At 68.7% G+C, this 21801-nt stretch carries 22 protein-coding genes; 12 read left to right on the top strand and 10 right to left on the bottom strand.

Annotated elements, in window-relative coordinates; genetic code table 11:
• Window positions 1-78: 78 nt before the first annotated feature.
• The 3 genes from modA (at window position 79) to LMA02_RS19365 (ending at window position 2372) form a co-directional block, all read left to right on the top strand.
• A complete protein-coding gene (gene modA / locus LMA02_RS19375; protein ID WP_175659593.1) occupies window positions 79-876 on the top strand; it encodes a molybdate ABC transporter substrate-binding protein in 798 nt (265 codons plus the stop codon).
• Window positions 877-886: 10 nt separating this feature from the next.
• Window positions 887-1564: a molybdate ABC transporter permease subunit gene (gene modB / locus LMA02_RS19370; protein ID WP_043174436.1), complete on the top strand. Its 678-nt coding sequence runs from the start codon at window positions 887-889 to the stop codon at window positions 1562-1564.
• 106 nt (window positions 1565-1670) lie between these two features.
• Complete coding sequence (locus tag LMA02_RS19365; RefSeq protein WP_228909431.1) at window positions 1671-2372, top strand: sulfate/molybdate ABC transporter ATP-binding protein; 702 nt, start codon at window positions 1671-1673, stop codon at window positions 2370-2372.
• A gap of 184 nt (window positions 2373-2556) precedes the next feature.
• Here LMA02_RS19365 and LMA02_RS19360 read toward each other — a convergent pair whose 3' ends face one another.
• From LMA02_RS19360 to LMA02_RS19350, 3 genes are all read right to left on the bottom strand, one after another.
• Window positions 2557-3396, bottom strand: a complete 840-nt coding sequence (locus tag LMA02_RS19360; protein WP_228909430.1) for a TOBE domain-containing protein — start codon at window positions 3394-3396, stop codon at window positions 2557-2559.
• A 48-nt stretch (window positions 3397-3444) separates the two neighbouring features.
• Window positions 3445-5076 (bottom strand): CHAD domain-containing protein, encoded by a 1632-nt coding sequence (locus LMA02_RS19355; protein ID WP_228909429.1) that lies wholly within the window; start codon window positions 5074-5076, stop codon window positions 3445-3447.
• A gap of 126 nt (window positions 5077-5202) precedes the next feature.
• A complete protein-coding gene (locus LMA02_RS19350) occupies window positions 5203-5586 on the bottom strand; it encodes a tautomerase family protein (RefSeq protein WP_057924044.1) in 384 nt (127 codons plus the stop codon).
• 109 nt (window positions 5587-5695) lie between these two features.
• On the opposite strand from LMA02_RS19350, the gene LMA02_RS19345 reads away from it, so the two are divergent.
• The 5 genes from LMA02_RS19345 (at window position 5696) to LMA02_RS19325 (ending at window position 10407) form a co-directional block, all read left to right on the top strand.
• Window positions 5696-6553 (top strand): LysR family transcriptional regulator, encoded by an 858-nt coding sequence (locus LMA02_RS19345; protein ID WP_228909428.1) that lies wholly within the window; start codon window positions 5696-5698, stop codon window positions 6551-6553.
• A 41-nt stretch (window positions 6554-6594) separates the two neighbouring features.
• Entirely contained in the window at window positions 6595-7518 is a 924-nt protein-coding gene (locus LMA02_RS19340; RefSeq protein WP_228909427.1) for a DMT family transporter, read from the top strand.
• A gap of 67 nt (window positions 7519-7585) precedes the next feature.
• Window positions 7586-8365: a sensor histidine kinase gene (locus tag LMA02_RS19335; protein WP_228909426.1), complete on the top strand. Its 780-nt coding sequence runs from the start codon at window positions 7586-7588 to the stop codon at window positions 8363-8365.
• Window positions 8366-8441: 76 nt separating this feature from the next.
• On the top strand, window positions 8442-9785 hold the full coding sequence (locus LMA02_RS19330; protein WP_228909425.1) for a hemolysin family protein: 1344 nt from the start codon (window positions 8442-8444) through the stop codon (window positions 9783-9785).
• A gap of 37 nt (window positions 9786-9822) precedes the next feature.
• The gene (locus LMA02_RS19325) at window positions 9823-10407 is read left to right on the top strand and encodes a thiamine phosphate synthase (protein WP_228909424.1); all 585 of its coding nucleotides are present in this window, start codon (window positions 9823-9825) and stop codon (window positions 10405-10407) included.
• 37 nt (window positions 10408-10444) lie between these two features.
• Here LMA02_RS19325 and LMA02_RS19320 read toward each other — a convergent pair whose 3' ends face one another.
• On the bottom strand, window positions 10445-12091 hold the full coding sequence (locus LMA02_RS19320) for a DUF3459 domain-containing protein (RefSeq protein ID WP_228910056.1): 1647 nt from the start codon (window positions 12089-12091) through the stop codon (window positions 10445-10447).
• Window positions 12092-12395: 304 nt separating this feature from the next.
• On the opposite strand from LMA02_RS19320, the gene LMA02_RS19315 reads away from it, so the two are divergent.
• Together LMA02_RS19315 and LMA02_RS19310 are read left to right on the top strand one after the other, a co-directional pair.
• Window positions 12396-13106, top strand: coding sequence for a class I SAM-dependent methyltransferase (locus LMA02_RS19315; protein WP_228909423.1), 711 nt, complete (start codon window positions 12396-12398; stop codon window positions 13104-13106).
• Window positions 13107-13239: 133 nt separating this feature from the next.
• The gene (locus LMA02_RS19310) at window positions 13240-13908 is read left to right on the top strand and encodes a glutathione S-transferase (RefSeq protein ID WP_228909422.1); all 669 of its coding nucleotides are present in this window, start codon (window positions 13240-13242) and stop codon (window positions 13906-13908) included.
• Between the two features lie 6 nt (window positions 13909-13914).
• Here the strand turns inward: LMA02_RS19310 and LMA02_RS19305 are convergent, their stop codons facing one another.
• Window positions 13915-14568, bottom strand: a complete 654-nt coding sequence (locus LMA02_RS19305) for a DUF1345 domain-containing protein (RefSeq protein ID WP_228910055.1) — start codon at window positions 14566-14568, stop codon at window positions 13915-13917.
• Window positions 14569-14703: 135 nt separating this feature from the next.
• On the opposite strand from LMA02_RS19305, the gene LMA02_RS19300 reads away from it, so the two are divergent.
• On the top strand, window positions 14704-15429 hold the full coding sequence (locus tag LMA02_RS19300; RefSeq protein WP_228909421.1) for a metallophosphoesterase: 726 nt from the start codon (window positions 14704-14706) through the stop codon (window positions 15427-15429).
• Window positions 15430-15485: 56 nt separating this feature from the next.
• Here the strand turns inward: LMA02_RS19300 and LMA02_RS19295 are convergent, their stop codons facing one another.
• Together LMA02_RS19295 and LMA02_RS19290 are read right to left on the bottom strand one after the other, a co-directional pair.
• Window positions 15486-16187, bottom strand: a complete 702-nt coding sequence (locus LMA02_RS19295) for an RES family NAD+ phosphorylase (RefSeq protein ID WP_228909420.1) — start codon at window positions 16185-16187, stop codon at window positions 15486-15488.
• Window positions 16184-16603, bottom strand: a complete 420-nt coding sequence (locus LMA02_RS19290; RefSeq protein ID WP_228909419.1) for an MbcA/ParS/Xre antitoxin family protein — start codon at window positions 16601-16603, stop codon at window positions 16184-16186. The genes LMA02_RS19295 and LMA02_RS19290 overlap by 4 nt, the downstream gene beginning before the upstream one ends.
• Before the next feature lie 232 nt (window positions 16604-16835).
• Here LMA02_RS19290 and LMA02_RS19285 point away from each other — a divergent pair, with 232 nt between their 5' ends.
• Window positions 16836-17606, top strand: coding sequence for an ABC transporter substrate-binding protein (locus LMA02_RS19285; RefSeq protein WP_228909418.1), 771 nt, complete (start codon window positions 16836-16838; stop codon window positions 17604-17606).
• Between the two features lie 455 nt (window positions 17607-18061).
• Here the strand turns inward: LMA02_RS19285 and LMA02_RS19280 are convergent, their stop codons facing one another.
• The 3 genes from LMA02_RS19280 to LMA02_RS19270 form a co-directional block, all read right to left on the bottom strand.
• Window positions 18062-18535, bottom strand: a complete 474-nt coding sequence (locus tag LMA02_RS19280) for a hypothetical protein (RefSeq protein ID WP_228909417.1) — start codon at window positions 18533-18535, stop codon at window positions 18062-18064.
• Window positions 18536-18595: 60 nt separating this feature from the next.
• Window positions 18596-20065, bottom strand: coding sequence for a sigma-54 dependent transcriptional regulator (locus LMA02_RS19275; protein WP_228909416.1), 1470 nt, complete (start codon window positions 20063-20065; stop codon window positions 18596-18598).
• A 436-nt stretch (window positions 20066-20501) separates the two neighbouring features.
• A complete protein-coding gene (locus LMA02_RS19270; protein WP_228909415.1) occupies window positions 20502-21413 on the bottom strand; it encodes a metal-dependent hydrolase in 912 nt (303 codons plus the stop codon).
• Between the last annotated feature and the right edge of the window lie 388 nt (window positions 21414-21801).

The following is a 21801-nucleotide window of genomic DNA, read 5'->3' as shown; positions in this document are numbered from 1 at the left end:
GCGCATGAACGGTATGTCGAGCGTTATAACCTGCCCTATATTACGATTACGGTTTTCAACCATTCGAACGACCAGACCATGCGCTCAACCGTCCGCCCGCTTCGCCGCACTCTGCTCCGCCTGTTGCCGCTCGCCACGCTTGCCGCGGGCATCGCGTTCAGCGCGCCGGCTTCCGCTGCCGACGAGCTGGTCGTGTCGGCGGCCGCGAGCCTGACGAACGCGTTCAAGGCAGTCGGCGATGCGTACCATAAGCAGCACCCGGACACCAAGGTGCTGTTCAACTTCGGCGCGTCGGACGTGCTGATGCAGCAGATCGCCAAGGGCGCGCCGGCGGACGTGTTCGCTTCGGCCGACCAGAAGGCAATGGATCGCGCCGTCACCGAAAAGGTCATCGTGCCCGGCACGCGCCGCGATTTCGCGGCGAATTCGCTCGTGCTGATCGTGCCGGCGGACAGCCATGCGGCCGCGCCGACATCGCTGAACGACCTGACGGCGCCCGGCGTGAGGCGTATCGCGTACGGCGACCCGGCATCGGTGCCGGTCGGCCGCTATACCGAAGGCGCGCTGCGCGCGGCAGGGGTGTGGGACGCCGTCAGCGCCAAGGGCGTGCTGGCCGCCAACGTGCGCCAGAGCCTCGATTACGTCGCGCGCGGCGAAGTCGACGCGGGCTTCGTGTTCGGCACCGACGCGGCGATCATGCCGGGCCGCGTGAAGATCGCACTGACCGTGCCGACGCAGACGGCCATCACCTATCCGATCGCGGTGGTCAAGGACAGCCGCCATGCCGCGCAGGCGCAGTCGTTCATCGACTTCGTCGCGTCGCCGCAGGGCCAGGCCGTGCTGTCGACGTTCGGCTTCAAGCCCGCGGGCAAGTGAGCACGGCATGATGCAGGACGCTTGGGTACCGCTGCTGTTGTCGCTGAAGGTCGCCGGCTGGGCGACCGCGCTCGACATCGTGCTCGGCGTCGCCGCCGCCTTCGTGCTCGCGCGCTGGCGCTCGCCGATGCGCGACGTGGTCGATTCGCTGCTGACCCTGCCGCTCGTCCTGCCGCCGACGGTGCTCGGCTATTACTTGCTCGTGCTGCTCGGCAGGCGCGGCGTGTTCGGCGCGTGGCTCGACAAGCTCGGCATCGAACTCGTCTTCACGTGGCAGGGCGCGGTGATCGCGTCGATGGTCGTCGCGTTTCCGCTGATCCTGAAATCGGCGCGCACCGCGTTCGAAAGCGTCGATCCGCACCTCGAACGCGCGGCACGCACGCTCGGGCTCGGCGAAGCCGCGGTGTTCTTCCGCGTGACGCTGCCGCTCGCCACGCGCGGCATCCTGGCCGGCGCCCTGCTCGCATTCGCGCGCGCGCTCGGCGAATTCGGCGCGACGCTGATGATCGCCGGCAACCTGCCCGGCCGCACGCAGACGCTGTCGGTGGCGATCTATGCGGCGGTGCAGGCCGGCGACGACAGCACGGCCAACTTTCTCGTGCTGGTGACGTCGATCACCTGCGTGCTCGTGCTGCTCGCGACCGGCTGGCTCGTGCCGTCGCGCGCCGGGCGGAGCCAGCCGACATGACGCGCCGATCGCATCCGTACCACAGTGCCGAGCCGGTCGCGGCGACACGCCTGCCCGTTGCGCGCGCGGTTTGCTGCGCGCGCGGCGCAGCACGACGGAGGGCCGCATGAGCGTCGTCGTCGACATCCGCAAGACCTACGCGAGCGCCGAGCGCCGCTTTACGCTCGACGTGTCGTTTGCGGCCACCACGCAGCGCGTCGTGCTGTTCGGGCCGTCCGGCGCGGGCAAGAGCATGACGCTGCAGGCGATCGCCGGCTTGCTGTCGCCCGACGAAGGCACGATCACGCTGAACGGCGAATCCCTGTTCGATTCCGCGCGCGGCATCGACGTGCCGACCCGTGCGCGCCGCGTCGCGTACCTGTTCCAGGACTATGCGCTGTTCCCGCACCTGAACGTACGCCAGAACATTGCGTTCGGGCTCACGCCCGGCCTGCGCAACCCGCGTGCGAAGACGGCGCCGCCCGAAGTCGCGTACTGGCTGCAGGCGTTCGAGCTCGACGCGCTCGCCGGCCAGTTTCCGTCGCAGTTGTCGGGCGGACAGAAGCAGCGCGTCGCGCTTGCCCGAGCGCTGGTCGCGCAGCCGCACGTGCTGCTGCTCGACGAGCCGTTCGCGGCGATCGACGGCGCGATGCGCCAGCGCATGCGCCACGAGCTCGCCGAACTGCAGGCGCGGCTCGATATCCCGATGGTGCTCATCTCGCACGATCCCGACGACGTCGCCGCGTTCGGCGACCAGGTCGTGCAATTGAGCGAAGGACGCGTGCAGGCCGCAACGCCGCACGCCGAGTGGCCGACGCGCGTCGTCTGAGCGCGCACCGGCCGTGGCCTTGGCGGCCACGCTGAAGCCTGAGGGGAGCCGCACTGGCGGCATAAGCTGGAACAAGCTGGCAACGGGATCGAAGCCGCCGCCTCGCGCACTTCGGGCGGCGCCGGTTTCGCCTCGTCCACCCACGCTCGGCGGCGGAAACGGTGCGCGCCGCCGGCGCGCGCGATCAGCCCGTCACCGCGAGAATCACGCTCGATGCCTTGAACAGCGCGATCGCGCGCCGGCCAACGTCGAGTTGCAACGCGCCGACGCTGTCGTTCGTGACGACGGCCGTGAGCGTCCCGCCGCCGTCGAGCGCCAGCGTCACCTCACTGTTCACCGCGCCCGCCGCGACGGTTTCGACCGTCCCGTGCAACTGGTTGCGCGCGGACACCTTCAATGTCGGTTCGGCTTCATCGTCGACCGCCAGCACGACCCACGACGCCTTCACGAGCGCGCACGCATCCGCGCCCGGCTCCAGGCCGAGCGTGTCGGCGCTTTCGTGCGTCAGCACCGCGACGATCACCTGCCCGCCGGGCAGCACGAGCGTCACTTCGTCGTTCACCGTGCCGCGCACGATCGACTCGACCTTGCCGAACAGCTGGTTACGCGCGCTCGTCTTCATGCCGATCCGGCCGATCAGCGCCCAATCGACGTCGAAGCCGGACACCGCCGCGCTCGCGGCGTCGATGAAGCGGCGATGCTCGCGCTCGATCGTGCGGAACGCGGTGATCAGCGACGTCGCGCGCGGCGTCAGCGTCGTGCCGCCGCCGCCCTTGCCGCCCGTCGAACGCGTCACGAGGGGCTCGCCGGCCAGGTTGTTCATCGTATCGATCGCATCCCACGCGGCCTTGTAGCTCAGGCCGACGGCCTTCGCCGCGCGCGTGATCGATCCGGTATCGCCGATCGCCGCGAGCAGCGCGATGCGGGTCGCGCCGCCGAGCGTCTGCGGGCCGGCGCACAGCCATAGTTCGCCGCCCAGTCCGAGCGTTCCGGCGGAGGAGGAAGGGGGCGACGCGTCGCTCATGGGTCTGTCTGCAGAAAACGGGGGGCCATTATAGGGAGCGCACGCCGCTCAACGCGGCTTGCCGTCGAGCCGCGGCGGACGCAGGCTCGCGAGCAGCGCCTCGGCGTCGCGCGCCGCGCGTTGCTCGAGCGCGGCACCGTAGCCGCGCACGAAACCGAGCTGATACGCGGGTGCCGCCAGTTGCTCGAGATGATGCTGCGCGACCATCGTGTCGTTCGCTTCGCCGAGCACGCTCTGCACGCGCGCGAGCGTCTTGACCGTTTCGTTGCGCGTGCGGCGCGAGGCGAGCGACGCGAAGAATTCGAGTGCATAGCGCAGCCGCTTCGCGTCGATCCGCACCTGGTGCCGCGCGGCGGTATCGAGCGACGTGAGCGACGGCGATGCATACAGATGACCGAACAGCCGCCGCACGCGCTTGGTCGCGTGACGCCGCAGCGACGGCGCATCGTCGTCGCCGGCGGCCGGCGGCAGCGCGAGCGTGCTCAGCCATTCGAGCCAGCCGAGCGTCAGTCGCGCATAGCGCGCCGAATGCAGCGCCTGGCGCAGTTCGATGCGCGCCGCCATCGCCTGCGCACGCGCGGCATCGAGCGTGCCGTTCCAGTCGGCGCTGCCGCCATCCGCCGCGATCAGCGCGGGCAGGCTTTCGGTCGAAAACACGTCCCAGTCGCGCACCGTGCCGAGGAGCGACGCGAGCCAGCGCAGGTCGACACCGAAGGTTTCCTGCCACTGATCATCCGCGAAGCGCGGAAAGAAGCGCATCAGCGTGCGCAGCCGGCGCAGCGCGACGCGCATCTGGTGCACGAATTCGGGATCGTCGCGATCGAGCACGCCGCCCTCGTTGCCGAGCCATTGCGCGGCGATGTCGCCGGACAGCGCGAACAGCGCGGTTCGCTGCGTGCGGATGCCGGTCAGGTCGACGATTTTCGCCTTGACCGGCCCGGCGATGCCCGGCTCGCCCGCGCACGCGCGATCGATCACGCTGGTCAGCTGCACGAACGCGGGCCATGCGCCGCTGAGCTCGCGCGCGGCGGCGAACAGCGCGTGCAGCGCGGCCGTGCGGGCGGCGACGGTTTCCCAGTCAGGCGCCGCCAGGCGCAGCTCGACATGGCGGCGCGGCAGTCCGGCACCACCGTGCAGCGTGATGTCGTCGAGCGTCATCTCGACCACCACGCCGCTGTCGTCCGCCCATCGCCCGCGCCGCCGCTCGGCGACGAGCCGCAACGGCGCCGGCCCGGACGAGGCGGCGACGGCCGCTTCGTCAACCGGGCCGGGCGTCATAGCCTCGCCCGTGGCCTGCGCCGATTGCGCATCGGCGGGCGGCGCCGGCGCGGACTGCGGCGTGGCCACGGCAATGCCGACATGCTTGGCGTCGAACAGCTCGCGCTCCACGACGCCGGGCGCAAACGCCTTCGTGCGGGACGCGACGACACGCCGCCCCTGCGCGTTCGACTCGATCCACGTCCACCAGCACTCGCCGGGGCTCGGCTCGGCCTCCTCGACCTGGCACGGCTCGATCGTCACACGCTCGTGGCCGCGCCGCATCCGCACCTGCGGACAGATGCGCCACGCACGGACGAGTTCGGCGCCGAAATCGCGCAGCTCGCCACGGGCCCGGCTTCCCGTCTTGACCTGCCAGGCATCCAGCGACAGGCACAACACGATTTCCAGCACACGCGACATGGAGGCTCCCGCACATGAAGAAGCGCCGGCGCATCCTGCGTGCCGGCGTCGTCCGTGAATCAGTTTCCATAGTACACGGCGTCAAAACGCGCGGGCGACGATCTGGCCCTGCCGCCCTGTCGCGCATCAAACGACGTATTGCGCGATGCCGTTGCCGAACGACCAGTCCTCCTTCAGCACTTCCACAAGACTGATGAATACGTCCTGTTGCCGCACGCCGGGCTGCCGCGCGAGGTTCTCGGCGATGGTCCGGTACAGCGCCTGTTTCTGCTCGAGCGTGCGCGTGTTGTTCGCGGTGATCTGGATCATCACGAGATCGTCGCTGCGTTCGATGTCGAGGTAGTGGCGGCCGAACACGAAGTTCTCGGCCGAGTGCTCGGTCACGACCATGAAGATGTCGTCCTCGGGCACGTTGAACGTGTGCATCAGCGCACGATGCACGCCGTCGACGAGCGCCGCGCGGTAGGCGGCCGGTTTGCCTTCGCGCACTGCGATACGGGTGAATGGCATGGTCCTGCTCCTTTCGGTGACGTTGAAAAACGGGAACGCAACGTCAGATTAGGCGCGCAGAACTATAATGAACAGTCATCGATCAATATTTCATTCATTTACAACAGAAATGAAAGTCCTCGACCTCGATGCGGTACGCGCGTTCGTGCTGGTCGCCGATCTCGCGAGCTTCACGCGCGCCGCCGACGCGCTCGGCACCACGCAGTCGGCCGTCAGCCTGAAGCTGAAGCGGCTCGAAGCGCACCTCGGCAAGCCGCTGCTCGCGCGCACGCCGCGCGTCGTCAAGCTGGCGGCGGACGGCGAAAACTTCCTGCCGGCCGCCCGCGCGCTGCTCGACGCGCACGACCGCGCGCTCGGCGCGATTTCGGCCGGCACGCACCGGCTGTCGCTCGGCGTCAGCGAGCACGTCGCGGTGCCCGACCTACCGGCCGTGCTGACGAGCCTGCACCGGCAGGATCCCGGGCTGTCGCTGGAAATGCATCTGGGGATGTCGGCGAGCCTGCTCGTCCAATACGACGAACGCCGGCTCGACGCGGCGATCGTGCGGCACGAACCGGGCGAGGATCCGCCGCGCGACGACGGCACGCTGCTGTTTACCGAACCGCTCGCATGGCTTGCCGCGCCCGACTGGGCGCCGCGCGCGGGTGAGCCGCTGCCGCTCGCCGTGCTGGCCGGGCCGTGCGGCGTGCGAGCCGCCGCGCTGCGCGCGCTGGAGCACGCGGGGCGGCCGTGGCGCGAGCGCTTCACGGGCGGCGGCGTCGCGGCGGTCACCGCCGCCGCCGCGGCCGGGCTCGCGGTCAGCCCGCTGGCCCGGCGCGTCGCGCCGCGCACGCTGGTCGACGTCGGCGCGAAATTCGGCTTGCCGCCGCTGCCGCACTCGCAGGTCGTGCTGTATTCACGCGTGCGCGACACCCGCGCGGCCGCCGCACTGCGAAGGTTTGCCGACAGCCTTGCAATCTCGGCGTAAACTACGCGGTTTCGCCGCCCGCAATCCTCTGAAGAATTCCGATGAAGCCCGAAGCCCGCAAGCACCTCCGCGCCAACCTGCTGATGCTCGGCGCCGCCGCGATCTGGGGCTCGGCCTTCGTCGCGCAACGGCTGAGTCTCGACGTGATCGGGCCGTTCCTGTTTACGGGGCTGCGCTTCCTGCTCGGCGCGCTGGTGCTGATCCCGCTGCTGACGTTCAACACGGCGTCGCGTGCGCAGTTGGCGGCGATTCGCCGCGAACCGGCGCTGCTGGTGCCCGGGCTCGCGCTCGGCGCGCTGCTCGCCGTATCGATCTCGCTGCAGCAGTTCGGCCTGCAGTACACGCGCATCGCGAACGCGGGCTTCATCAGCTCGCTGTACGTCGTGATCGTGCCGCTGATCGGCGTGTTCGTCCGCCACCGGATCGGCGCCGGCACGTGGTTCGGCGCGCTGCTCGCGGCGATCGGCCTGTATTTCCTCAGCATCGACGAGCATTTCTCGGTGCTCTACGGCGACTGGTTCCAGCTCGCGGGCGCGGTCATCATCGCCGCGCACGTGATGGCCGTCGGCCATTTCGCGAAGCGCCACGATCCGCTCGTGCTCGCATTCCTGCAGTTCGTCACGTGCGGCACGCTGTGTCTCGCGGCCGGCCTCGTGATCGAGCCGGTCAGCATCGCGATGCTGCGCAGCGCGCTGCCGACGCTGCTGTACGGCGGGCTGCTGTCGGTCGGCGTCGGCTATACGCTGCAGGTCGTCGCGCAGCGCGATGCGGCGCCCGCGCACGCGGCCGTGATCTTCAGCATGGAAGGCGTGTTCGCGGCGATCGCCGGCTGGGCCGCGCTCGGCGAGACGCTGACGCTGCGCGCGCTGGTCGGCTGCGCGCTGATGCTGGCCGGCCTGCTCGCCTGCCAGCTGCTGCCGAACGGCGACGCCCGGAAAAAGGACGAGGACGCGCTGCCGGCGTGACACGCGCGATCCCTATAATGACGATTCGCGTGTTTTTCATGCCAACCGCATCCAACATACCAGCTCCGTGACGTCCATTCCCGTCGATCCCGCCGCCGACCTGCTGCGCGAACGCGCAGCGCACTATGCCGCCGAGGCCGCGCTGTTCCTGCGCGACCAGGCGCTTTCCACCGCATCGCACGACCTGCGCAGCCCGCTGAACGCAATGCACAGCTGGGCGTATGTGCTCGAGCGCCAGCTCGCGAGCGCCGACCCGAACCTGCAGCGCGCGCTCGCTGGCATCCGTACGGGGATCGATCAGCAGGTTGCACTGATCGACGACGTGCTCGACGCACCGCGCGCGGAAACACGTACGCTCGCGATCACCGCGCAGCCGTTCGCGCTGCGCCCGCTGCTCGACGACACGCTCGCGCTGGTGCGTTTCGCGCTCGCCGACGCCCGGCAGGTGAGCATCGATGCGACGCTGCCCGACGGCGAGCCGTCACTGAGCGCCGATCGCGAACGCCTCGCACAGGCGCTCTGGACGATGCTGACGACGGCCGTCGAAGCCAGTGCCGCCGGCAACCGCGTGACGTTCGCGTGCACGCGCGACGGCGCGCAGTGCGTCGCGCATGTGACCTGCCGCGTGAACGCCGATGCGCTCGCCGATCCGGCGCTGCCGCACGCCTTCGACGCGTTCGCACGTCGCGAGATGCTGCGCTCGCGCGACGCGAAGCGTGTCGCGTGGGTGCTCGCGCTGTGCCAGCGTGTCGCGCTCGCGCACGGCGGCACCTTCACGCACGCCCCGTTCGCCGACGACGCCGTCGTCACCCTGTCGCTCGCGGTTCCCTGCGAGGCGGCGGGGTAAGCCATCGGCCGTCGGACACATTACATTTTCCTTTCCGGCCCTATACTGTTGGGCCTTTCATGACTGGAGCGATTCTTTGTTACAGATCTTCGCGCTCATCGGCGCGTTGTTCCTGGTGGCCCTGAACGGGTTTTTCGTCGCAGCCGAATTCGGCCTCGTCAAACTGCGCGCGACGCGCGTCAAGACGCTTGCCCGCAAGCACGGCCTGCGCGGGCGCATCCTCGCCGTCGTGCATGGTCGACTCGACGCGTATCTGTCCGCGTGCCAGCTCGGCATCACGCTCGCGTCGCTCGGCCTCGGCTGGGTCGGCGAGCCGGCGTTCGCGGAACTGATCGGCCCGCTGCTCGACCTGATCGGCGTGCAGTCCGAACGCATCGTGCACCTGATCTCGCTCGTGTTCGCGTTCTCGCTGATCTCGTTCCTGCACATCGTGGTCGGCGAACTCGCGCCGAAATCGATGGCGATCCGCCAGTCGGAGAAGGTCGGCCTGTGGGTCGCGCTGCCGCTCTATGCGTTCTACTGGGCGATGTATCCGGCGATCTGGGTGCTCAACAGCAGCGCGAACGCGGTGCTGAGGCTCGCGGGGCTGTCGGCCGACCACGGCGGCGATGCGCACTACTCGACCGACGAACTGAAGCTGATCCTGCGCGGCCGCCGCAGCACCGCGGGCAACACGGCCCAGCCGGCGCGCGGCACGTACACCAACGACGAGTGGAACACGCTCGCGCATTCGCTCGATTTCTCGTCGATGACGGTGTCGGACCTGATGCGGCCGGCGCATGAAATGATCGGCCTGCGCCGCGACCTGCCGCTGCCCGACAACATGGAAATCGTCGCGCGGCACCGCTTCAGCCGCTATCCGTTGTTCGAGAATACGTCGCGCGAACAGGTGAGCGGGCTGATCCACCTGAAGGACCTGCTGCTCGCGCGTCATGCGGGCGCGGCGCTCGAGGACCTGTCCGACTACGTGCGCCCGGTGCAGTACGTGAAGCCCGACACGCCGGCGCTGGAACTGTTCCGCCGCTTCCGCAAGGGCGCGCCGCACTTCGCGCTGGTCGGCAACAAGGGCGAGAAGCCGATCGGTTTCCTGACGCTCGACAACCTGCTCGGCGCGCTGGTTGGCCAGATCCACGACGAGTTCCGCCAGGGCGACGCGGACTGGACCCGCCTCGACGACGGCACGCTGATGGGCAAGGGCAGCCTGCCCGTCGTGTCGCTCGAGCAGGCGCTCGGCATCGACATCGACGAAGGACGCGCGGAATCGGTCGGCGGCCTCGTGATCCAGGCGTTGAGCGATTTGCCGACCGAAGGGCAGCGCGTGTCGTTCGATCGCTTCGACGTCGTCGTGAAGAAGATGAACGGACCGCGCATCGTGCTGGTGCGCGTCTATCCGAAGACCGTGAAGGAAGCCGACGAATGACGGCCGCCGCTCGCCCTTCCCGCCCTCCCCGCACGCGATGAGCGCGACGCTGGCGCGCTGCTACGTGATCACGCCGGAGCCGGCGTCCGCGTCGGCCGCCGATTGCCAGGCCTTCCTCGACCGGCTGTCGGCCGTGCTCGCGCGCGGCGAGACGCTCGTGCAGTTGCGCGTGAAATCGTTCGACGCGGCCGCGTTCGCGCGGCTGGCCGCCGATGCGCTCGCGCGCTGCACCGCAGCCGGCGCACAGCTGATGCTCAACGGGCCGATCGACGCGGCCGGCGTGATGCAGCTCGACGGCGCGGGGTGGCACCTCGACAGCGCCGCGCTGCGCGCCGTCGCGCAGCGGCCGCTGCCGGCCACGCGCCGCGTGTCGGCCGCCTGCCATGCGGCCGAGGATCTCGTGCTGGCCGCGCGCGCAGGCGTGGATTTCGTCACGCTCTCGCCCGTGTTGCCGACGCTCAGCCATCCCGGCGCGCCGGCGCTCGGCTGGACGCGGTTCGCGGCATTGGCCGCGCAGGCCGTGATGCCGGTCTACGCGCTCGGCGGCATGACGCGCGCGCATCTCGCCGACGCGCGCCGCCACGGCGCGCATGGCGTCGCGGGCATTCGAAGCTTCTGGTGAGTGCGGCCGGGCGCGCCAGCGCCCGACCTTCCGAGCGTTACGCGTTCAGATCGGCGCGCATTCCGCGCCATGTGCTGTCGTCGATCCGGCGCACGTCGTGCGTGAGCGCGTAGTGGTTGACGTCCCCCGTCAGCCACGCAACGAGCGAATACGGCGGCAAATCCCCGTCGTCGATCCGGTCGCGTGCGCGTGCCGGCGTCTCGAACACGACCTGCCCTCTCGGCGCATCGAACGGCAGCGCGTCGGGCGACAGGTTCAGTGCGATGGTCAGCGTCTCGTCATCGGCGAGCCGCCATGACGCCACCAGCGCATCGGCATCGCCGTCACCGTCCGCCTTCAACGTATGCGCGTCCCGCGGCCGACAATCGGCCAGCCGCGGCGCAATCAGCTTCGCGCGTACCGCGAGCGCCGACTGCACGAAATGCGCACGGTCGGCATCGCGTGCGGTTTCGTCGAAGATCAACGGGATCTGCGGCGTCAGCAGCGACAGCGCGAGCGCGGCGAGACCCGGCGTCTCGAGGTCGCCATGCTCGCTCTCGCGCCATACGCCGTCGGACAGCACCAGCGACGTCAGCGCCAGCCCTTCGGCGCAGGGGCCGTCGACAGAGGCGGCCGGCTGGAACGCCGCGCCGGCCGCGGTCAATGCACGGGCCAGCGTATGGATCGACTGATGTGCCGAAATCCCTTCGTGAGCGGTCGCGCCGCGGTCCGTCAACCGATGCAGCGCGCGTTCGCCGCAACCGTTCCATTGGGCATCGAAATGGGTATCGGCCAGATGCACCGGATGACGCTCGCTGCCGAGCACGAGGTGGATCAGCCGGTCGGCCGGCACGGCCGCGCGCACGCGATCGGCGATCTCGCGCAGCCACGACGTGTCGATCCGGTCGGCCTCGCGCAGCCGCAGCCCGTCGCAACGGTATTCGTTGATCCAGTACACCGCGTTGTCGCAGAAGAAGTCGCAGACTTCCGGATGATCGAGCGCGAGCGGCGGCGCCTGCAGCGGATCGTCGCGCGTATGGAAGAACGGCGCCGCGTAATGGCGCAGCGCGTCGGTGCCGCTGCCGAAGCGCGCGTAATCGAGCTCCAGCAGCACCGCGAGACCGTAGCCGTGCGCGTCGTCGATCAGTGCCTTCAGCGCGTTGGGGCCGCCCTCGGCCGCGAGCGGCGCGAACGGCAGGCTGTCGTGCGGCGACGCGAGCAACTCCAGCGCGGTCACGCCGAGACGCGCGAGCTGCGGCAGCCGGCGGCGCACGCCGTCGAAGCCGCCCACCGCGTGCGGACGAATCGCGTACAGCGCGATGTCTTCCCACGGACGTCCGCGCCAGAACGTGTTGCGCCACGTGAACGCGCGCGGATCGATGACCTCGCTCGGGCCGTTGAGCCCGTCGGGTTGCGAACGCGATGCGGGATCGGGAATCGACACGACATCGTCGAGCCGATAACGATAACGCGCGCCCGCACCGCATTCGACGAACGCTTCGAACCAGTTCCGACCGGCGGCCGTCATCGGGACGAGCGTCGTGCCGTTACCGGTATCGAGTTCGAGCTGAACGTGCATGCTGGCCGGCGCCCACACGCGGAAATGCGTGCGCTGCGACGTGCCGAGCGCGCCGCACGGCTGCGCGCCGGACGGCAGGCAGTGAATGTAGTGCTGCGCATACGGATCGTGCGAACAATCTGACATCATGCGCTCCTCATGCGTGCCGAGCGGCATGGCCGCGCGAACACGGCGCGGCGCAGCGGGGCCCGGCATGCGACGGCCAGGCAGGGGGGAAGAAAAGTATGCGCCGGTTTCAGGTTCGAAACGCATGGAATCCTCACATTTTTAAATGCGAATCGACCCCGACAACGTTTGCGCGCGACGCGCGCCGAGTCGGGTAGTCCGCATACCGGAATGGCCGCTCGCCTTGTTGCGCCGCCGACCGCCACTTACGCTCGATGCGGTGCGCGTGGACACCCCGTCCGCGCCCGAACCCGAGGCATCCGCCATGTCACTCCCCGCCAGCGCCGCGAAGTTCGATCCGGCACGCGCGCACGAATACGCCGAACAATCCCGCATCGCGCTCGCCGGCTACGACGCATGCCACGAACTCGCCGCGTGCATGCTCGCGTCGTCGATCGGCGCGGCCGAGGCGCGGATCCTCGTCGTGGGTGCAGGCGGCACGGGGCAGGAAATCTGCGTGCCCGCCGCGCTCGAACCGGGCTGGCGGTTCACGGCCGTCGACCCGTCCGCGCCGATGCTCGCGCTCGCGCGCGCCAACGTCGAAGCGGCGGGTTTCGCCGCTCGCACGCACTTCATCGAGGCCGGCATCGATGCGCTGCCCGACGCGCCGGCCTTCGATGGCGCGACGCTGATCGGTGTGCTGCATCACGTGCCCGGCGACACCGCGAAGGCCGCGCTGCTGGACGCGATCGCGCGCCGCCTGAAGCCCGGCGCACCACTCGTGATCGCGGGCAACCATCGCCGCTACGCGGACCACCCTCGTCTGCTCGATGCGTGGCAGCAGCGCTGGCGCATGAAGGGCGCGACGCCCGACGCCGTGCGTGCGCAACTGGCGAAAATCCTGCAGGGCGCCGATCCGCCGGCTTCCGAGGAAGCCGTGTTCGAACTGCTGGACGATGCGGGTTTCGATGCGCCGCTGCGCTTTTTCTCGAGCCTGTTCTGGGGCGCGTGGATCGCGCTGCGGCGCGCCGCGTGACGTGGCGCAACGACGGGTGAGAAGCGTCGCGCAAGGCACCAGACCTTTGCGAAGCCATCGCGCGGCAGCCAGACGTGCCGGGCGTCACCCGCGCTCGGTATGATGTCGTTCCCGCCCCTCTTCCGGCCTCGACATGCTGACCGTCCATCACCTGAACAACTCGCGTTCACAGCGCGTGCTCTGGCTGCTCGAAGAACTGGATGTGCCGTACGAGATCGTGCGCTACGAGCGCGATCCGAAGACGATGCTCGCGCCGCCCGCGCTGCGCGCGATCCATCCACTCGGCAAGTCGCCCGTCGTCACCGATGACGGCCGCGCGATCGCCGAATCGGGCGTGATCGTCGAGTACCTGGTCGAACGCCACGGCAACGGCCGCCTCGCGCCGTCGAGCGGCACGCCCGAGCGGCACGACTACACGTACTGGCTGCACTACGCGGAAGGGTCGGCGATGCCGCCGCTGCTGCTGAAGCTCGTCGCGTTGCGCATCGCGCATGCGCCGATGCCGTTCTTCGCGCGGCCGATCGCGCGCAAGATCGCCGCGACGCTGCAATCGGGCTTCGTCGATCCGCAGATCGCGCTGCATCTCGGTCATATCGAGGACGCATTGAAGCGCACGGGCTGGTTCGTCGGCGACAGCTTCAGCGCGGCCGACATCCAGATGAGCTTCCCGCTCGAAGCCGCGATGGCGCGCGGCGACGGCGCCAGGCATCCGGCGATCGCACGCTTTCTCGAAACGATCCACGCGCGGCCCGCCTACCGCCGCGCGCTCGAGCGCGGCGGTCCGTACGAACTCCTCAAGTAACCCGCGTCAGCTCAGCAATCCCGCCGCGACGTTGATCGACAGCCCGAGCACGGCCATGTTGAAGTAGAACGACAGGATCGACTGCGCGAGCACCGCGCGGCGCGCGGCGCGGTTCGCGAGCGACACGTCGGCCGTCTGCGACGCGACCGCGATCGTGAACGAGAAATACAGGAAATCCCAGTAGTCGGGCTCGGGATTGCGGTCGGGAAACCGCAGTGCGCGATCGCCGGTCGGCGAGCCGTAATAGAGCCGCGCGTAGTGCAGCGTGAAGATCGTCGGGATCAGGAACCACGCGCCGAACAGCGTCGCGCCCGTGATCGCGTAATGACCGAGCCCCGCGCGAAAGCCGACGCTCTTCGCGGTCGCGAGCTCGACCGCGATCGCGGCGACGCTCGCGACCGTCGCGAGGCAGATGACGGTCAGCACGGTCGTCGCGTTCTCGTCCTCGCGGATCGCGACTTCGCGCACCATGTGATGATGCGCGGTGACCATGCGCACCCACATCAGCACGAGATACAGCCATACCGTGCAATCCCAGCCGATCAGCACGCGCGCGGTCGGCCGCAACTGAAGCGGCAGCAGCACCGCGCACAGCACGCCCGCGACGAAGGCGGCGACCATGCGCGGCCGGTTGCGTAATACCTGCGGATAAAGCGTCATCATGTGATTCCGAAAGCGGTTGGAAAGGTTCGGCCGGCGCGCGAACGGCCCGCTGCGGGGCGCCGGCGGCTACCGCCCCGATTATCGCCATTCCGGCATGTCGTTGCGATGGGCGTGAGCGCCTAAGATATCGGGATGACACCCGCCCTCTGCCACCATCCCGCGAACGCGGCCGGCCGCGACTTCGTCGTCGGCGATCTGCATGGCTGCGTGGATGTGCTGCGCGCGCTGCTGCACGATATCGGCTTCGATCCGGCTTGCGACCGGCTGTTCTCGGTCGGCGATCTCGTCGATCGCGGCCCCGCGTCCGAAACCGCGCTCGCGCTGCTCGACCGCCCGTGGTGCCATGTGGTGCGCGGCAATCACGAAGAAGTGCTGAGCCTCGTGTCCCGCGGCAAGCTGTCGCCCGATGCATGGCGCGGGATCGGCGGCGACTGGGGCGCCGATCTGCCGCCGGAACGGCTGCACGCGCATGCGGCGCGCGTCGACGCGCTGCCGCTCGTGCGCGTGATCGGCGACGGCGCCGCGCGCTTCAACGTGCTGCATGCGGAATTCTTCGGTCCGGACGCCGAACTCGACACCGGCAGCTATTCGCACGACGTGCGCGAGCGGCTGATGTGGGGGCGCGACCTGGTCCAGGGGCTCGCCGACCCGGCCCTGCAGGCCGGCCTGTCATTGACCTGCACCGGTCATACGCCCGTGCGCGCGCCGCAGCGCATCGGCGCGCAATGGTTCATCGATACCGGCGCTTTCGCGCCGTCCGGACGCCTGACGATCGTCGAACCGCGCACGGGCGGCATGTGGTCGCTCACCCAGGCCGACGCGCGCGCCCGTCATGCGGGCGAGCTGCCGCTGCCCTAGGCCGGCAATGCTTGGCGGGCCCACGCGCACGCGTGTGCGCGCGCGAGCCTCCCCCGCTAGCCCACCTGGTTCAACTCGAACACCGCATCGATCGCGGAACCGGTCCAGTTGTATTCGAGATACGCCGCGTGGTGACAGTCGCGCAGCAGCGTCGTGCGAAACGCCGCGAGACATTCCCCGCGCGGGTCGCGCACCGACGGATAGACGATTCCCGCGCCGCCCGCATTGCGCACCGCGCGCCCGAGCGTCTGGCCCGCGCTGTAATCGAGCGGATCGAGCAGCGCCGGGCTGCGCTGCGGCCACGTGCGCACGTCGGCGACCTCGCCCTGCGCGTACACCGTGTAGAGCCGCATCTGCTGGCGCATCGGCGGCTCCTTCGTCGCGGCCAGGAACAGCCCGCTGTGATAGCGCGTTTCGGCGATCGCCGTATCACGCGACCGTCCGCAGTAGAACACGCCGTAGCTGCCGTCGGAAAAGCGGCTGCCCTGCGGATTCAGGTGCGTGAACGCGGCCATGATCGGCCCCCAGCCCTGGCCGTAGCGACGCTCGGCCGGCGGCACGAGTTCGAGCGTGCCGACTTCGTGGCGAATGCGGTCGTTGGTCAGCGATTCGAGCGCATAGAGCGCGTCGAAATCCTCCGCGGACGCGACGCGGTCGAACAGGTTGATGGCGGGAAAACGGGTGGGAATCACGCGATAGGCAGGCGCCCAGTCGACGACGGTCGTGGGCCAGTGTTGCGCTTCGGTCGGGATCGTCACGCCCAGCCACCTCGCATCGCGTCGAGATATTGCCGGACGGCGACCAGATCGCCGACGTTGCCGGCGAGCATCCGGTCGAGCGCGCGCTTGCCGCCGAATGGCGCTGCGTCGTTGGGCCGCTTGACCCAGGTATCGGCCGCAGCCGGCTGCGGCAGCAGGATCTGCAGCGCCTTGTAGATGCCGAGCAGCAGCGATAGCCGCTCGAGCGTATCGCGCGGCAGGCGCGCCGATTCCGGCGCTGCCTTCCACTTGAAGAACGTCGAACGGCCGGGCGACCCGAGCAGCACGATCTGTTCGTCGATCGTCAGCTCCCAGTCGCGCGCGATGTTGAAGAACGCACGCAGGCCGGCCGCCGACATCTGCGCGACCGAAGTCTGCCGCGGGGCGGAATACGGATCGAAGGCGGGCTGTGTCATGATCGTTAGTCTCGAAATGAATTCACTAACAAGATTAGTCCATTTCCGTATTTTTGCAAGGGTCGTCCCCCGACATCGGCGTGCCGCCCGACAAGGCGATATTTTTTTGTCCATTCTGGACGAATATTTTATTTTTTGCGTTAATGGCCGTGCGGACAGCGCACCGCAACGCGCTGCGTGTCGGCACCAACCGTGTCGCCCAGAACCGGATAGACCACGCCAAGGAACCATCATGAAGAGACTGATTGCCGCCGTTTCGATCGCCCTGCTCGCGGTATCGGCGGGTCCCGCCGTCGCGAAGGACTGGACCACGCTGCGCTTCGGCACCGACGCCAGCTACGCACCGTTCGAATCGAAGGCGCCCGACGGCAAGCTCGTCGGCTTCGACATCGATCTCGGCAACGAAATCTGCGCGCGGCTGAAGGCGAAGTGCGTGTGGCTGGAGAACGATTTCGACGGCATGATCCCCGCGCTGAAGGCGAAGAAGTTCGACGCGGTGCTGTCGTCGATGTCCATCACGCCGCAGCGCGCGGAGCAGATCGGCTTCACGACGAAGATCTACAACCAGCCGACCCGGCTCGTCGTGAAGAAGGGCTCGCCGCTGCTGCCGACGGCCGAATCGCTGAAGGGCAAGTCGATCGGCGTCGAGCAGGGCACGACGCAGGAAGCGTATGCGAAGGCGTACTGGGCGAAGCAAGGTGCGAACGTCGTGTCGTACCAAAACCAGGACGGCGTCTATGCCGACCTCACGTCGGGCCGCCTCGACGCCGCGCTGCAGGACGAGGTGCAGGCCGCGATCGGGTTCCTGAAGTCGCCGCGCGGCGCGGGCTACCAGTTCGTCGGGCCCGAACTCATCGACGAGAAGGTGCTCGGCATCGGGCTGCGCAAGGAAGACACCGACCTGAAGTCGAAGATCGACCGCGCGATCCTCGACATGGTCAAGGACGGCACCTACAAGCGGCTCGCGTCAAAGTACTTCGACTTCGACATCTACGGCGGCTAAAGCGGCGTCGCGCGCGACGGGTGCGATGCCCATCGCGCGCGGCCCAACCGCCCTCCCCCAACCGCCGGACGGTAACGCCTCCCTGACGTTTGCCGTCGCGCCGGTTTCATCAACCGTGTCTTACCGCCCCATGCCGCACCGCCTGCTGCCGCACTTCATTCGGATTGCAAACCGATGACTTGCGCGGGCGATGGCTCGCGTGCGACGTCAATACGCGAAGAGCGGGCGCAGCGGTACCGGCGCCCGGGTACACATGCCCTTGCGGAGCGGATTGGGCAGCAAAAAAGTGCCGGCCCGGCGCGGATGACCGGGTATCAGCCGAATCCGCCTCGCACCGGGCGCGCTGAGGTGGCCTGTCGACGCATGCCGGCCGGCAGCAAGATGCGCGGACGACCCGCGATGGGTCGAGTCATTGCGTTCGCGGCTTGCCGGCCGCGGCGTTTGGCGATCGTTCATCATTTTTCTACCCCGTATTCGAGCCGTTGCTTGTGCCGGCAACCGGACATCGCCGGTGCTCCGACGATCCGACGACGACGGCCCGTGCCGGTCGGAACCAGGCAGTGCTGCCCGTCCCGCCGGTCATCCCCGTGGACCGCGTCCTTGCCGGCTCTTGCAGGGTTCGCTGCCGAACCGGCCGGACGCCACGTCGTCGTCTCTCGCACCTCGATCTGCGCAAGGAGCGGGCCAGCTTCGGATGAAGCCGGCTGCACAAGGCTTTCGTCGGACAAGCCCGCGGCCGGATCGGGCGGGACACGCAGGAAGTTGCGAAACTGAAACATGTCGCGCGCGGGCGGCCGCGGCTGCGCCGCGGCAGCGCCTTGCCGGACAAGGCGCGCGGACGATCCGGAAAGTTTTCCCGGCGCGCTCGGCATGCCGCCGCCCGCATTTGCCGGGTCTATGCGCGCGGCTGCCGACAGGAAACGTTTCACGCCCTTTACATGCCGCCGGACGCCCGCACTGGCCGGCCGGGAACGCTTCCCCGCCGCCGTTCAGCCGACGCGCTGGTGGTCGGCGTCGCCGGGCGACGAACCGTCCTTCCCGCCGTCGCCGTTGTTGTCGTGGTCGTTGAGCCCGTGCTCGATCATCATCCGGTAGAGCGTCACGCGCGAGATGCCGAGTTCGGCGGCGGCCTTGTTGATCCGGTGATCGTTGCGCAGCAGCGCGTTCTCGATCGCGGTACGCTCGGCGAGCGAACGCGCCTGTTCGAGCGTCACGGGCTCCGTTTCGCCCGGCGTCTCGAGCCCGAGATCGTTCGGCGTCAGCAGCCGGCTCTCGGCCATCACGATCGCGCGGCGCACCCGGTTGATCAGCTCGCGCACGTTGCCGGGCCACTCGTAGCGGCGCATCGCGTCGAGCGCGGCCGACGTGAAGCCGCTGATCTTGCGGCCGCTGTCGGCCTTGTATTTCTGCAGCACGTAATGCGCGAGGATGTCGATATCCTTGCCACGCGCGCGCAGCGGCGGCTCGTGAATGCGCAGCACGCAGAGCCGGTGATAGAGGTCCGCGCGAAAGCGTGCAGCTTCGACCGCGCCGTCGAGATCCACGTGCGTCGCCGAGATGATCCGCACATCGACCGAAATCGATTCCTGCCCGCCGAGCCGCTCGATCTTCCCTTCCTGCAGGAAGCGCAGCAGGCTCGCCTGGCTTTCGACCGGCATGTCGCCGATTTCGTCGAGAAACAGCGTGCCGCCGTTCGCGGATTCGATCCGGCCCGCGCGCCGCTGGTTCGCCCCGGTGAATGCGCCGCGCTCGTAGCCGAACAGTTCCGACTGCAGCAGGTGATGCGGAATCGCGCCGCAGTTGATCGCGACGAACGGGCCCTTGCCGCGCGCCGAGCGCTCGTGGATCGCGAGCGCCGTCAGCTCCTTGCCGGTGCCCGACTCGCCGGAGATGAACACGCTCGCGTCGGTTTTCGCGACCTTGCGAATCGTGCTGAACAACTGTTGCATCGCTTCGCAGTTGCCGATCATCCCGTGCTCGCCGATCGACGCCGCGTAGGCCGCGCCGTCGACGCGATCGAGCGCGGCCATTCCGCGTGCATGGCCGAGCACGTGCGAAATCCATTCGTGCGGCAACGGCAGTGTCACGTAATCGAAACAGTAGCTGCGGATCAGTTCGCGCACGGCAGGGCTGATCGTGACACCGGCCTGCGCGACGGAAATCCAGCCGATCGCCGCCTGGCTCAGGCACGCCTTCAGCGCGGGATAGTCGCGCGACGTGAAGCCCGAGAAATCGACGAGCCCGGCGGCGACGTTCACGCCGGATGTCATGTTCTGCGCGGCGCCGGCCGTCTTCGCGACCGAGATATCCCAGCCGAGCCCGCGCAGTTGCGCCAGCAACGGCTCATCCGGCGAACGCATGATCACGAATAGCTTGCGTCCGGCCTCGGGGGCGGTAACGGATACGAGCGGCATCTCGGGCGCCGCCGTCCCGTTTGCGTCGGGTGACCTTGCAACCATCGTTATTCCCCGCTTGGCGTTGGTATCGTGCGCCGGCTCACTGCGCGTACGAAGGACCTCGATCGAACCGACATATTGGCCGTATTTCCGTACGAATAAAATCCCCCCGGGCAATAATCGTGCGCCGAACGAATCCTTTCATGAACGGTATATCGATGCCGCCGACGCGCGGCTAGATGGGTGTTTTCCCGGTGGCGCGGTGGGCGCGAACGAAGGCCGCACGGATGGCGAACGCGCGAAACCGCGCCGGTGCTGGCGCGCCGGGTCGGCATGCGATGCCGGGCATGCGGAATCGGACCGGCCGCATGCGCCGACCTGGCTGGTCGGCCGTCCCGACGCACGCGCGCGCAATCGTTTCCGCTTGATGCCGGTCAATCGTCAATTAAACGGGGTTGATGCACGAACGCAACACGCGCCGCATCGCGCGGCGGGCGGTTCAGCGCCCCGATGCGAGCGGTGCGGGCGCGCGGCCGCGGCCGGCCGCTGCGTCAGCGTGTTCGCCGTACGCGGCGACGAGCCCGTCGACGCGTAGGAGGTGATGGCGGTTGTCCTGGTCCCACGGATGGAAGCCGGGCCGCAAAAAGCTCAGCCACTCCCCCGCGATGCGCGGAAACAGCCCGCGGCGCGGCCCGTACAGGAATGCGATGATGCGCAGCATGCCGCGCACGCGATGCCGGATGTCGCGATCGCGCGACAACAGCGTCACGTGGATCAGGAACACGGTCGGCCAGAACGTCAGCGTCGTCAGCAGGTACACGCCGACGCGGATCAGGTAGCGGCGCAGACCCGGTTTCATCACGGCGTTCCACACGTCGTAGGACACGGCCTTGTGCTCGGTTTCCTCCAGCGCATGCCATACCCACATCTGCCGGTAGCCTTCGACCGAGCCGGCAAGACGCGTCGGGTCGCGCAGGATCCAGTCCGCGAGCATCGCCGTGTAGTGCTCCGCCGCCACCGTATGCGCGAGCTGAACCGAATGCGGCAGCACGCGCTTCGCGAAGCCGAGCACCGTCCACACGCGCTTGTCGAGCTTGCGCGCGGGCAGCCGGTTCGCCTGCATCAGCTCGTTGTATTCGACGTGCTCACGCGTATGCATCGCCTCCTGGCCGATGAAACCGAGCACCTGGCGCTTCAGCACGGGATCGTCGATCCGGTCGCGATAGTTGCGCACCGAATCCATGAAAAAGCGTTCGCCAGCCGGAAACAGCAGCGACAGCGCATTGAAGAAGTGGGTCACGTGCGGGCCGAGCCCGTGCCAGTCCTTCACGCGTTCGACCGGCAGGTCGAAGCGCAGGTCGCGGCGCACCGGCATCACCTCGGCTGCGGTGGCGGAAGCGGCTGACTTCATGTTCGTGGTTCTCCTTGTTTTCAGGCGGCCCGGCAGCCGTTGCGGCCTTGCCGGCGCGGGCCCCGCGGCGCATCGCGCAACGCTGAAATCTTGACATCGATAACTGTAAAGATAGGCTCCAGGCGACGCCGCGCGCAAGCCGCGCGGTAGACGCGCGCTTCCAAACAGGGGGCGCTCGGCAGCGCGAAAAAAAACGACGTTCGAACGGCGTTTGCGCGTGCTGCGATTCGAACGCGCCCAGCGGCGCGCGACCGGCAGGCGGGCGCCCACCGCACGAACCGTAATCGGCTTGAAAGCCCCATGCGACGGGCGTCTCGCGGAGCGGCGCGACAGTATTCGACGCAACGCCGAGCGGCCGGGTCGCACCGATTCATACGCGCGCGCCGTT

It is taken from the genome of Burkholderia sp. B21-005 (assembly GCF_020843965.1).
In the GTDB taxonomy this organism is placed as follows: Bacteria; Pseudomonadota; Gammaproteobacteria; order Burkholderiales; family Burkholderiaceae; genus Burkholderia; species Burkholderia ambifaria.
The sequence above is the reverse complement of the archived record's forward strand: the minus strand, read 5'-3'. Positions and strand labels throughout refer to the sequence as shown.

Coding starts and splice junctions, on each gene's coding strand:
- LMA02_RS19270 (WP_228909415.1), bottom strand. CDS start 21,413: ATGAAGTCAGCCGCTTCCGCCACCGCAGCCGAGGTGATGCCGGTGCGC.
- modB (WP_043174436.1), top strand. CDS start 887: ATGCAGGACGCTTGGGTACCGCTGCTGTTGTCGCTGAAGGTCGCCGGC.
- LMA02_RS19305 (WP_228910055.1), bottom strand. CDS start 14,568: ATGACGCTTTATCCGCAGGTATTACGCAACCGGCCGCGCATGGTCGCC.
- LMA02_RS19320 (WP_228910056.1), bottom strand. CDS start 12,091: ATGTCAGATTGTTCGCACGATCCGTATGCGCAGCACTACATTCACTGC.
- modA (WP_175659593.1), top strand. CDS start 79: ATGCGCTCAACCGTCCGCCCGCTTCGCCGCACTCTGCTCCGCCTGTTG.
- LMA02_RS19345 (WP_228909428.1), top strand. CDS start 5,696: ATGAAAGTCCTCGACCTCGATGCGGTACGCGCGTTCGTGCTGGTCGCC.
- LMA02_RS19290 (WP_228909419.1), bottom strand. CDS start 16,603: ATGACACAGCCCGCCTTCGATCCGTATTCCGCCCCGCGGCAGACTTCG.
- LMA02_RS19340 (WP_228909427.1), top strand. CDS start 6,595: ATGAAGCCCGAAGCCCGCAAGCACCTCCGCGCCAACCTGCTGATGCTC.
- LMA02_RS19325 (WP_228909424.1), top strand. CDS start 9,823: ATGAGCGCGACGCTGGCGCGCTGCTACGTGATCACGCCGGAGCCGGCG.
- LMA02_RS19300 (WP_228909421.1), top strand. CDS start 14,704: ATGACACCCGCCCTCTGCCACCATCCCGCGAACGCGGCCGGCCGCGAC.
- LMA02_RS19285 (WP_228909418.1), top strand. CDS start 16,836: ATGAAGAGACTGATTGCCGCCGTTTCGATCGCCCTGCTCGCGGTATCG.
- LMA02_RS19365 (WP_228909431.1), top strand. CDS start 1,671: ATGAGCGTCGTCGTCGACATCCGCAAGACCTACGCGAGCGCCGAGCGC.
- LMA02_RS19310 (WP_228909422.1), top strand. CDS start 13,240: ATGCTGACCGTCCATCACCTGAACAACTCGCGTTCACAGCGCGTGCTC.
- LMA02_RS19315 (WP_228909423.1), top strand. CDS start 12,396: ATGTCACTCCCCGCCAGCGCCGCGAAGTTCGATCCGGCACGCGCGCAC.
- LMA02_RS19355 (WP_228909429.1), bottom strand. CDS start 5,076: ATGTCGCGTGTGCTGGAAATCGTGTTGTGCCTGTCGCTGGATGCCTGG.
- LMA02_RS19275 (WP_228909416.1), bottom strand. CDS start 20,065: ATGGTTGCAAGGTCACCCGACGCAAACGGGACGGCGGCGCCCGAGATG.
- LMA02_RS19360 (WP_228909430.1), bottom strand. CDS start 3,396: ATGAGCGACGCGTCGCCCCCTTCCTCCTCCGCCGGAACGCTCGGACTG.
- LMA02_RS19350 (WP_057924044.1), bottom strand. CDS start 5,586: ATGCCATTCACCCGTATCGCAGTGCGCGAAGGCAAACCGGCCGCCTAC.